Source organism: Segatella sp., assembly GCF_977051555.1.
The window spans coordinates 33093-45617 of sequence record NZ_CDRSSE010000001.1; the positions used below are offsets into that span (position 1 = coordinate 33093).

Here is a 12525-nt window from a genome sequence, read left to right on the forward strand (position 1 = left end):
ATGAATAAAATTAAGTCTCTCTTTGCCTGGTTATGGCAAAAATTTCGCACATTCTGGCCTTGGTACAAGGGATTGTATCAGGGCAAGGCGTGGTATACCAAGACCCTCGTTGCCTTGGCTAGCTGTATAGTCGCCTTCATCTTGTATCTGGGCGCAGTAGATATCAACTTCTTATGGCTCTTCGGCAAGTCGCCTGGCTATTTCTCAGGCATTCTGGATCCCCAGACCTCTGAGGCCTCTGAAATCTATTCGGCTGATGGAAAACTCATCGGCAAGTATTTCAACGAAAATCGTACTCCAGTAGAATATGATGAGGTAACACCTGATTTCTTCAAGGCACTGGTAGATACCGAGGATGAACGATTCTACAAGCATATCGGTATCGACCCTATCGGTGTGTTTGCTGCTGCCAAGGATGCACTCTTCCATCATAACGGGCGCGGTGCTTCTACCATCACACAGCAGCTGGCGAAGAACATGTTCCGTGTACGTTCGCAATATTCTACCGGTTTGCTGGGTAAGATTCCTGTACTCCGCCTGCTCATCATCAAGAGCAAGGAGTGGATCATCGCAGTAAAACTCGAAACGGTGTTCAGCAAGAAGGAAATCATCACCATGTATGCCAACACGGTTGATTTCGGTAGCAATTCCTATGGTATCAAAACCGCTGCGAAGACCTACTTCAACACCACCCCTAAGGAGTTGACCACCGACCAGGCTGCTGTGCTCGTAGGCATGCTCAAGGCTACCACCTACTACAACCCACGCACCAACCCGGAGAACAGTCTTGCACGCCGCAACACCGTATTATATAATATGGTGACACATGGTGATCTTTCAAAAGACAGATACAATGAACTGAAAGATGAGCCTATTAAGCTCGATTTCAAGGTAGAAGAAAACTACGACGGACAGGCTAAATACTTCCGTGAGGCAGTAGCTAACTACCTGAAAGACTGGTGTAAAGACGAAGGTTACGACCTCTATACCAGCGGTTTGAAGATTTATACCACCATCGATACCCGCATGCAGAAGTATGCAGAAGATGCGGCCCGCAAGCAGATGAAACAGGTACAGCAGAACTTCAACAACCACTGGAACATCCGCCGTACCCAGGTAGGCAAAGGCAACTGGATGGGTCAGGATCCTTGGCAGGATGAGAACCACAACGTGATACCAAACTTCATCCAGGGCATCGCCGAGCGCCAGCCATTCTACAAGGCATTGATAGCCCGCTTCCCTAACAATCCCGACTCAGTAAACTATTACTATAAGGAGTGGGTTCACCCGGTTAAGGTATTCGATTATGACAAGGGCAGCATCACGATTAACATGACATCAGAAGACTCCATCAAGTATATGACCACCTTCATGCACTGCGCCTTTGTAGCCATGGAGCCACAGACCGGAGCAGTAAAGGCATGGGTGGGCGATATCGACTTCGACCACTGGAAGTATGACAAGGTAACAGCCGAGCGCCAGCCTGGTTCTACCTTCAAGCTCTTTGTTTATACCGAGGCAATGAATCAGGGTTTAACCCCTTGTGACAAGCGTCGCGACGAATATATCTCTATGGAGGTATACGATAAGAAGAAGCACGAAATGACCATCTGGCGTCCATCCAATGCCAACGGTTCGTTCTCGGGCGACAGCATCCCATTGAAGAGTGCCTTTGCCAAGAGTATCAACTCTGTGGCTGTAAGATTAGGACAGGAGATGGGCATCAAGCGCATCATCGAGACTGCCAAGAAGATGGGTATCAACAGTCCGCTGGATGACACCCCTTCTCTCGCCCTCGGTTCCAGCGATGTCAACCTCCTCGAGATGGCATGCGCCTACAGCACCATTGCCAACAATGGCAAGCACCACGACCCGGTATTGGTTACCAAGATTGTAGACCACGACGGTAAGGTGGTTTACGAGGGTCCTACCGATTCCGAGCAGGTGATACCTTACAAGAGTGCCTTCCTCATGCAGCAGCTCTTACAGGGCGGTATGAAGGAGCCGGGAGGTACATCCCAGAGTCTCTGGGGCTATGTAGGCAATTACCGTGATACAGAGTTCGGTGGCAAGACAGGTACCACCAACAACCACTCCGATGCCTGGTTCATGTGTGTGAGCCCTAAGCTCGTAGTTGGAGCCTGGGTAGGAGGCGAATACCGCTGTCTCCACTTCCGCACCGGAGCCTTGGGTCAGGGATCCAGAACCGCTCTTCCTGTGTGCGGTTACTTCCTCCAGAGTGTCTTTGGCGACCCAGCCTTCCAGCAGTATCACGGCAAGTTCGATAAGCCACAGGACAGCGATATCACCCGTGATATGTACATCTGTGCAAGCTACGCACCAAAGCCAAAGGTAGATACCACCAAAGTAGACAGTACCGCCTTCCAGGAGGAGATAGTCCTCGATGACGAAGGCAACCCTGTTATCCGCGAGGTTCCTGCCAAGAAGGCTGAAGGCGAATCTGCCACCGGTACAGCCACTACAGAAGAAAAGAAAGAGAAGAAGAAGGCCAAGCCAACCGAGCAGCCTATCAACTTCGATGATCTTTAAATTTAGTTAATAATTTATAGTTTATAGCGGCTACGCCGTTTTGCAAGAAGGCGATTTAAAGCGGTTCATGCTATAAACTATAAATTATAAACTATAAATTAAATACAATGATTGATCTCGACAACCCGGAGTTGCAGAATGCACTCCAAATCATACAGTTTACCCGTCGTTCGCTTTTCCTTACCGGAAAGGCGGGGACGGGTAAATCTACTTTTTTACGTTATATAGCTGCCAATACCAAGAAGAAACATATCATTCTTGCCCCAACAGGCATTGCGGCCATCAACGCCGGAGGGAGCACGCTCCACAGCTTTTTCAAGCTTCCTTTCCACCCGCTGCTGCCCAACGACAGCATGTATTCCGTCCGCAACATCCGCAACACCCTGAAGTATAATTCAGAGAAGATAAAGATTATCCGCGAAGTAGAGCTCATCATCATCGATGAGATCAGTATGGTTCGTGCCGACATCATCGATTTCCTGGACAAGGTATTGCGGGTATATTGCCGCAACATGCGAGAGCCTTTCGGGGGCAAGCAGTTGCTTCTGGTAGGCGATATCTTCCAGTTGGAGCCTGTGGTAAGAGAGGACGACCGCCGTCTGCTCAGTCCCTTCTACCGCAGCAGTTTCTTCTTCGATGCCAAGGTGTTCGAATACTTCAAGCTCGTGAGCATCGAACTCAAGAAGGTATACCGTCAGAGCGATCCCGTTTTCATCAGCATCCTCGACCATATCCGCACGTCTCAGGTGCCCATGCAGGATCTCCAGCGCCTCAACCAGCGCGTGGGAGCCAGGCTCGATGAAGGTGATTCCAAACTTGCCATCACCCTCTCTACACGCCGCGATACGGTAGATTACATCAACGACAGCCAGCTCCAGCGTCTTCCGGGAGAGCCTTGCCTCTTCCGTGGCCACATACAGGGCGAGTTTCCGGAGAGCAGCCTCCCTACCCCTATCGAGCTTTACCTCAAGACGGGGGCTCAGGTTATCTTCATCAAGAATGATATCGAGCATCAGTGGGTGAATGGTACGCTGGGCACCATCATCGGTTTTGATGAGGATGAGGATGCCAAGATTTATGTGCGCACCGAGGAAGGCAAGGATGTGATGGTGGAGCCTGCGGCATGGAGCAACATGAGATACCATTTCAATGAGATTGAAAAGAAGATTGAGGAGGAAGAGATTGGCAGATATGAGCAGTACCCCATCCGTCTGGCTTGGGCAATAACGGTTCATAAGAGCCAGGGCCTCACCTTCAACCAGGTGAAGATTGATTTCACGGGTGGTGTCTTTGCGGGCGGACAGACGTATGTTGCCTTGTCCCGCTGCACCAGTCTCGAGGGCATCAGTCTTCAGGAGCCGTTACGTCAGAGTGATGTTTTCGTGCGCAATGATGTCAAGCAGTTTGCCCGTCATTACAACGACCAGAGCACCATCAACACTGCGCTTACCCAGAGTAAGGCCGACAAGCAGTATCATGATGCCGTGAAGGCGTTCGACAGGGGCGATATGCAATCGGCTCTCGACAACTTCTTCCTTGCCATCCACAGCCGATATGACATCGAGCAGCCACTTGCCAAGCGTTTCATCCGCAAAAAGCTGAACAGGGTGAACGAGCTTCAGGCAGAGAACGAGCGGTTGCGTGAAGAAATAAGAAAGAAGGATGAAGAGAAGGAGAAGCAGCAGAAGTTCCTCAAGCGCCTTGCCACGGAGTATGTGATTATGGGGAAGGAGTGCGAAAAAGAAGGCATGAAAGAGGCTGCCATCATGAATTACCGCAAGGCCCTCACCCTTTACCCAGAGCACCCGGAGGCGAAGAAAAGGCTTTTAAAGGTAAAAAAGTAAAAGGGTAAAAAGGTAAAAACAAAAAAAACAGGCAAAATCACTTGCCTGTTTTTTTTTGTTTTATCTATAAGCTGAAAAGCTCTATTAACTATAAACTTTCAACTATAAACTATCATCTAGTACCATTGTACAGCGTTGGAATAACCGCTTCTCTTGTCGTATTTCAGCGCATCTGTCAGGGTGGCTGCGTTACAACGGAAGGTGAAGTTGTAGCTCGTATACGGAGCGAGAACCACAGAACAGCTCATGTTGAAACAGTGAAGATCACGAGCCAGACTGGCAGTGGTCATACTGATCTTGTGGTTGTCAAAATCATAACCGGACGAGAAACTGATGTTCCAGCCATCACTGATTCTTACGTTACCACTCATGTTCAGAGTCTGGGTAAACTTATATGCATAACGCATCGTCTTCTCATTGAACTTCTCTCTTCGGGTATCCTCGCGCATCGTTACACCGTAACCGAAGGTCAGCGACCATGGCATCTTGAACGCCATATAACCATCTGAATCCGTTTCAGCCTTGCCGCCCTTCTTGGCAGCCGTCTTACCCTTCTCTATGCTGTCGTCTACGTTGCTCTCGATGTCGGTATCCATACCTTCATCATCGTCGTCATCATTGCGCTTGCTGTTCTTGTCGTCCTCATCATCGCCCCCGCCAAAGAGTTTCTTCAGCTTCTCCGGGTTCAGTGTGAACGAGAAGTTCTGCGACATACCCTGGAATCGGCCGAACCTGCCCTTGCCCCACTCCGTATGGGTGCCTACATAAACATTGTTCTGGTCATCCAGCTCGTAGGCATAGGTGGCAAACACAGCGTTCATGTTGAAGGTATAGTTCTTCCACCACTTCAGTCTGAGGTTGATGTTCATATCGCTCCAAGGGCGAACCTTGGCTGCAGTATTGTAACTCATGTTGATGTCGAACGCATCGATGATACTGATTTTCTTGTATCCGGTAGAGTCCTTATCGCTCTTCACCTTCATCTCGATGTTGTTGCCCAGGGTAAACGAGATATTACCACTCTTACCCTTTCCCGGTGCACCATAGAGGGCATTGGCATACTTCGAGTAGCTCACCAGCGATACGTTTCCGTCGGCATCGGTCTTCTGGTAGGTGTCCCAGTAGCCGTAGCGTGAAGCTCCGAAGTCTGGGGCATAGCTGAAGCTCACCGTAGGCGTAAACACGTGGCGCACAGCCTGTATCTTATCTCCGAAGAGCTTGCGGCTTGGTATGTAGAAACCATAGAGTTTGGTAGAGAGACCTACGCTCATGTTCCAGTTATACACGTTGTTGAAACCGTAGATGGTATCACATTTCTCCGTTTGGCTGGCTTCATCCCATGATCTCTCCACCTTGTTGGTATACATACGGTCGGTGAAATTGAACGATGGGTTCACGTTGAGATATTTGAAGAGCGTGAATGTAGCGCTCACCGGTATCTGGTGCTGCCATCCGTTTCTCCAGTCCTTGATGAGCGAACTGTGCATCAGCTTATCCTCTTTGGTATTGATGCTGTTAGAGATGTGTCCCGTATAGCTCATGGCTATCTTCTCGTACCATTTCTCATCGCCCACCATCTTTTTTCTTCTGAACGGATAGAAGCGGGAGATGCTGATGTTGAGGTCGGGCAGCGTCATGGCGATGGATGAATCGCGCATGTTCTGCGAGAGGTTGGCGGTGGAACTGAGCGTCATACCGATGCGTGAGAACGAGGTGCTCCAGTTGACAGATGAGGTTCGCGTACTCTGCGTCATCGTCTGCGGATTGTAGAGCGAATTGAGGTTGTTGCGTTCGTAGCTCGATGTGGCGAAGTTCACACTTGCCGAAAGCGAACTGTACGGGTTTGCCTTGCTATCCTGGCGGTGGCTCCATTGCAGTTTGAAGCTCTCCTGCTCGGTAAAGTCTGGCATTCCCTTGTCGCCGTTCTTCGTATCCTGGTAACTGAAGAAGAAGGAACCCGAGTATTTGTATCTCTTTCGGTAGTTGCTGGCTGCCGAGAGTCCCCACGATCCCTTGGTATAAATCTCGCCCAGCAGCTTCAGGTCCCATTTATCACTCATGGCGAAATAATATCCGCCATCTCTGAGATAGAATCCTCGTGCCGTTTCATCGCCGTAGGTTGGCATGATGAAACCGCTGCTGTAGCTCTTGGTGAACGGGAAGAAGCCGTAAGGGATGGCAAGCGGCATAGGCACATCGCACACCACGAGATAGGCTGGTCCGAATACCACATCCTTGCCCGGCCTTACCTTGGCTCGGGAGAGCGAAATGTAGAAGTCGGGATGCGGATCATCGCAGGTGGTATACCTTCCGTGCTGCAGATAGATGACTCCCGATGAGTCGCGTTTCGACTTCATACCGGTCAGGAATCCGTCTTGCTGTTCTGTATATACATTATTAATAAGGGCCTTCTTGCTCTTGAAGTTGAATTTGATGGTGTCGGTATCATAGGTATCGCTACCCATCTTGAAGACAGGTTTGCCCTTGATGCCTCCCTCCGCCGTACTGTCGGGTGTACCCATCGCCTTCACGTTGCTCTTGTCCATATCCATGGAGATGCGGTCGGAACTGAGGTCCATGTTGGTATACTTCACATTGGAGTTTCCGTAGAGATATGCCACCTTGTTCTTGGCATCGTATACGAGAGAGTCGTCCGCCTGATAGTTAACCGGTGCGTCTACTCCACCCTGTTTCTTTCTGGCGATACTGTCGAGGCGAATACTGTCATCCACCACTTTATTATGTTTCCATATAGCTTTCTGCAGCGAATCCATCTGCATGGTGTCGTCAGCCTGTTTCAATTTGGGCTTTATTTCGTTGCCCAGCGAGTCTACGAACACACTGTCTCCCACGCTGTCCACGGTTTCCGTCTTCTCCTTCTTCTTTTTCTTTTTCGAATCGGGCATACCCGGATTAGCCACCATCATACAGGAGATGGTAGCGAGCAGCAGCATAGCTATCGTCGATTGTTTTCTCATTCAATAAATTAGAATTCTATTCAAACATGCGTTCCCATTGCTGGAAGCGTTTTACTCCTTCCTCGCCGAACTTCATGAGACTTTTTTCTGCTTTCTCAATCGTTTTTTCCTGGTCGAGGTGAGTTTTGCTGAAGAATTTATCAGCGTAGCAAATCACCTTCTCCTCCATGGTTTCCGGCAGGAAATCCTGATGTGGCAGGGGCAGGTTCTGTGCTATGATCTGTGCCTCTGTGATGCCTGCACCGGTATGGCGCTCACATACGCGGGCATGTCGCTCATATCCTTCCTTGCGCAGGATTTCTGCTCCCAGTCGTCCATGGCAGATGTAGGGCTGCGAGCCGAAACACTGTATGCCTGGGGCATCGGTCATGAAGATGCCGAGGTCGTGGAGCATAGCTGCTTCTTCGATAAACTGGGCATCGAGTTGCAATTCGGGATGATACGAAACAATCTGTAGCGCTTTTCGCGCTACAGATTGGCTATGTGTAATGAGGATATGCCGAAGCTCATTATCCTCAGGATAATACTTATCAATAATTGCTTGATAATTCATCGTTTTTATATTAAATGTTGAATGTTGAATGTTGAATGTTGAATTATGGGGCTTGCGCCGTAAGTGTCCTTGCTGTTTTGCAGAAAGGGACAACTCAACATTCAACATTCAACATTTAACATTATTCAGCCTCTCGCTCGATGTAAGCAATAACATCGCCCTTGCGCACCTTGCTGCCCTGCTTGGCATTGATTTCTACGAGCTTGCCGCCCAATGCTGCCGGGATAGTTTCAAACTCGCCCCAAGGAGCCTGGATATAGCAGAAGGCATCACCTTCATTATATTCCTTGCCGATGTATGGCTCTACAGCTGGCTGGCACTCGCCTTCGCCCTGGAATTCCCAGAAGATCTGACCGGCTACTGGTGCCACGATGGCATCTGCCTTGGCATGCTTGAACTCTGCAAGCTGTGCAGGTGTAAGGGTTGTACCGAGCTTGGCATCCTTTGCCTTCTGAAGGTCGGCCAGGAAGTTCTTCTTTGCCTGTCCGCTCTTGTAGTTGCGATACTGCTCTGGGTGCATGGCGAGCTCGAAGAGTTCCTCGTCGTCCTGACCGTAATCCCAGCCGTTCTCGTCCATTTCCTTCTTGAAGTCGTCGAGGGCGTTGGTGAGCAATGTGTGTGCATCTACGTCGGTAAACTCGCGGCCCTGCTTCTTGGCGAGCTCTACGAGTTCTGGGTCAATAGTTCCAGGAATCTTACCGCTCTTGCCGAGAATCATACCCCACATAGAATCGTCCATCATGACGAAGCGGCCCTTGCCCTGCTCCATGGTGAGGAGGTTCATCAGTGAGATGTTCTTTACATACTGGCTGAATGGGGTTACCAATGGAGGATAACCTACGCGTGGCCATACATACTCTACCTCGTCGAAGAGCTTGATGAGCAGGTCGTCCATAGACAACTCTTCCTCACCCTTCTTCTTGCGGATGTTGTTGATGGTCTGACGCATACCGCCGAGATCTGCCATCATACTACCCATCATACCGCCTGGGAGACCGCAGCCGAGCAGGAGTGAAGACATGATCTTGTTACCTGGGTTGATGAAGTAGCCGAGCCACTCGTCGATGAACTCCTGAGTCATGGCACGAGCCTTCATATAAGCGCTCATGTTGATTTCAGGCACCTCGAAGCCCTCGTTCTTCAGCATGCTGATAACTGAGATTACGTCTGGGTGAACCTTACCCCATGCCAGTGGCTCGATGGCTGTATCGATGATGTCGGCACCATTGTTGCATACCTCGAGGATAGAAGCCATAGAGAGACCAGGACCAGAATGGCCATGATACTGGATGATGATCTGTGGATACTTGTCCTTGATCATCTTGGTGAGCTTGCCGAGGAATGCTGGCTGGCCGATACCTGCCATATCCTTCAAGCAGATTTCCTCTGCACCGGCAGCGATGAGCTGGTCGGCAATGTTCATGTAATATTCCAGGGTATGAACAGGAGAGTTGGTGATACAGAGTGCACACTGTGGAGTCATACCGCCCTCCTTGGCCCACTTGATAGAAGGAATGATGTTGCGCACATCGTTCAGTCCGTCGAAGATACGTGTGATGTTGGTACCCTGCTTAGCCTTTACCTTATACATAAGGGCGCGCACGTCGTCAGGCACCGGATACATACGAAGAGCGTTCAATCCGCGGTCGAGCATGTGAGTCTTGATACCCACCTCGTTGAAAGGTTTGCAGAATGCGCGTACGGCATCGTTAGGGTTTTCACCTGCCAGGAGGTTAACCTGTTCGAAGGCACCGCCGTTAGTCTCTACACGGCTAAAGCATCCCATTTCAATGATAACTGGGGCAATTTTAGCCAACTGATCCTTGCGTGGCTGGAACTTACCAGAGCTCTGCCACATGTCTCGATAAACGAGACTGAACTGAATTTTCTTCTTCATTATTCTTGTTCTTTTTCTTTATATTCGATGTATGAATTAAATTCCAAGGTGCAAAATTAGACAAAAAAATCGAGAAATCGTCCTATTCGCCTCTTTTTTTATATTTATTATGTAATTTACTTCAATATTTCCTTCTTCATCTTGCTGTTCAGCTTCTCGGCTGCAGCATGGGCCTTGGCGTTGGCTTTCATCGCATCGAGCGAGCGGTGGAAGCCCTGGATGCGGCCCTCACGATCAGAGAGAGCCAGACTGTCGCCCTTCATATATACAAAGGTGAAGGTATCGCGCTTCGTTTTCTCATTGATTACCACGCCATCCAGCTCGCGGTGGCCCTGCACCAGAATCAGCTTGCCGTTATAGGCATGCCATTCCGTATAATGAGGCACATCAGGATATTCTACGGGGCTGTCGTCGTCCACATCTTTGTTTATCATCACCCTGCCCACGGCCATCGCCTCGCTCATGCGCTTCAGGGTGAAGCCATACTGGCGCGGCACCATATAGGTTTCTACGATGCTGTCGGGCATATTGGCAAGGATTCTCGCCTGCTGGTGCTTGCTCAGATGCGATACATCGCGCAGCTTCGGCATCACCGGATAGGTCCAGGTGGCCTTCAGCTGGTCCAGATCTATCACCATGTCGGCGCGGTTCTTCTCATCCTTCTCCTCGCATGGCATCACGCAAACCCAGTCGCCCACCTCTATATCTCCGAACACCTGATGGTTGCGTGTGGCCTCCAGAATGTTGTATCTTACGGGGTCGCCACCTCCGTTGGGCAGCAGCACCAGCGCGGTATCCGAGCAGCCCAGGCAGGCAAGTCCGTAGATAGCCCTGTCGCCCTTAGCCGGTTTCGAGAGGCTGATGGCGAGTTTCGAATTGTCCATACGTGGTGGTTTCTTTCCCCTGTGACATGCTGCGAGGGTTGTGGCGGCTAGCGCCAGTATGAGTATTGTCTTGACTTTCATCTTTCTATTCATTATTTCAGATGCAAAACTACAACTATTTTTTGGAAGCACCAAATATTGAATCGTAAAATAATTAAAAAAATAGGTGATATATTTTGTAGTGTCTCGATTTTGCATTACCTTTGCAACCGTTTTTTGGGATCAACATCCCCCTCGTCCTGCCACACACGCCGGATGATGAAAAGAAATAGGACCAACTCAAGAATTATATGCAACAAGAGAATATGACAGACAAGACAAATACACACGCTCTCCCGGCCTGGACCGAGGTTGAGTATACCGCATTATGCAAAAACCCGTACCTGTTAACCCCATTCTTCATCCCTAAGGAAGCGAAGTGCTTCACGTGCCGCGAAGATGGCACGAGGGAAGAAGAAAGAATGGTTTTCCTCGTTTTCAAATCTACTGCAGCCCCTGCTGATGCCGAATGGGAAGATGATCCTGTTCCGGGCGAGATGTGGGTGCGAGCGCTGGGCGATGACGATGAGGAGATTGAGCCTGCCAAGGTGATTTACCTGGGTCAGGACATCGAGGATTTCATCCGTGTAGCCGCTGAGGACGACCAGACCATCACCTTCGATTTCTGGTGGCACCACGGCGAGGTGAAGGTGGAGAAGGCTGAGAAGACGGATGACGGATTCGTATGCCGCAAGGATGATTTCGGTGATGACGGACTGGCTGTTACCCTGATTCCAGAGGATGGGGGCAATCCGGTGGTCCTCCGTCTTCAGATTCCGTACATCGGTTTCTCGCTCTACGATGCCGAGGGCAACAAGGTGCATGGCGAACTGAGCATTCCGCAGGATAAGGTAGATGACTACACCTACGAATTTGTGGGCGATGACAGCAACGACCGTTTCACCCTTCAGCTCGACAGCAACAGGCTGGTTTACATGTGTGTATTGCGCCATGAGGACCATCAGCTGGTGGTTCGCAACCAGCGCGACCGTCTTTCGGTAGTAGATCAGATTCCTACCGAGGGCAAACTTTCTGAGTTGCTGATGAACACGAATTCTGCGTTCATCAAGAACAGGAATCACCGTTGGCGCATTCAGATTGAAGGCACCACGCTGTCTCACGAGGTTGAGTTGAATGTAGATGCGGCATCTCTGGTAGCTTTTGCTGAGGAGCAGATGCAGAAGGGCATGGAGATTGACGAGCTGGGGCAGCATCTGATGGCACTGGAGCAGAAGTATCATTTCCAGTGGTTCTGGCTGAGTGAGGACGACTGGAGTCATGACAATCCGATGTTCGACATGTTCATGAAGCAGCTTTGTGCCTTTTCGTATATCAGTCAGAATCCTGTTCAGGCAGATGCGTTGATGGCAAGGAACTACAAGCGTAAGATTCGCCGTTACAGCAGTATGCTGAAGGCTCACAAGCGTGGCGAGTTGAATCTTTTTGAGGAGAGTGATGAGGTGCGAGCCGAGTATCTCCGCATCTTCCAGGGTTTCCACCAGCCTTTCGTAGAGGCTTTTGAGAAGGAGGAAGAGGAATAATCTTTTAAGTTTTATCCCTCACATCCCTCACTTTTTCTCTTCTCAAAATATTAATCACCTGATAATAAGAGAATTATCTATTTAGGAAAGCGTGATGGATGGATAAAATGTTTACAATATCCATCACGCTATCCATCACTAATAGTCTTCATCTATCACGTTTTTCAGCTTATCTTCTTGCAAAAAGCAAGAAGATCTTTGCAGAATATGGTTATGGGACCTGGCGAAAACGGACCACA

The 12525-nt window shown here is 49.6% G+C and carries 7 protein-coding genes; 3 read left to right on the top strand and 4 right to left on the bottom strand.

Annotated features, from left to right (window positions below; all coding sequences use genetic code 11):
- A complete protein-coding gene (locus ACWJAO_RS00150; RefSeq protein ID WP_449138835.1) occupies positions 1-2550 on the top strand; it encodes a transglycosylase domain-containing protein in 2550 nt (849 codons plus the stop codon).
- A 107-nt stretch (positions 2551-2657) separates the two neighbouring features.
- On the top strand, positions 2658-4394 hold the full coding sequence (locus ACWJAO_RS00155; RefSeq protein WP_449138836.1) for an AAA family ATPase: 1737 nt from the start codon (positions 2658-2660) through the stop codon (positions 4392-4394).
- A gap of 116 nt (positions 4395-4510) precedes the next feature.
- On the opposite strand, the gene ACWJAO_RS00160 is transcribed toward ACWJAO_RS00155, so the two are convergent.
- The 4 genes from ACWJAO_RS00160 to ACWJAO_RS00175 form a co-directional block, all read right to left on the bottom strand.
- Positions 4511-7372, bottom strand: coding sequence for a putative LPS assembly protein LptD (locus tag ACWJAO_RS00160; protein ID WP_449138837.1), 2862 nt, complete (start codon positions 7370-7372; stop codon positions 4511-4513).
- A 16-nt stretch (positions 7373-7388) separates the two neighbouring features.
- On the bottom strand, positions 7389-7925 hold the full coding sequence (locus ACWJAO_RS00165; RefSeq protein WP_118080925.1) for an HDIG domain-containing metalloprotein: 537 nt from the start codon (positions 7923-7925) through the stop codon (positions 7389-7391).
- A gap of 121 nt (positions 7926-8046) precedes the next feature.
- The gene (locus ACWJAO_RS00170) at positions 8047-9822 is read right to left on the bottom strand and encodes a biotin/lipoyl-binding protein (protein ID WP_287797337.1); all 1776 of its coding nucleotides are present in this window, start codon (positions 9820-9822) and stop codon (positions 8047-8049) included.
- A 116-nt stretch (positions 9823-9938) separates the two neighbouring features.
- Positions 9939-10787, bottom strand: coding sequence for a hypothetical protein (locus ACWJAO_RS00175; RefSeq protein ID WP_287797339.1), 849 nt, complete (start codon positions 10785-10787; stop codon positions 9939-9941).
- A 224-nt stretch (positions 10788-11011) separates the two neighbouring features.
- Between ACWJAO_RS00175 and ACWJAO_RS00180 the strand changes: the two genes are divergently transcribed.
- Positions 11012-12286, top strand: coding sequence for a hypothetical protein (locus tag ACWJAO_RS00180; protein WP_264910222.1), 1275 nt, complete (start codon positions 11012-11014; stop codon positions 12284-12286).
- The last annotated feature ends 239 nt before the right edge of the window (positions 12287-12525 follow it).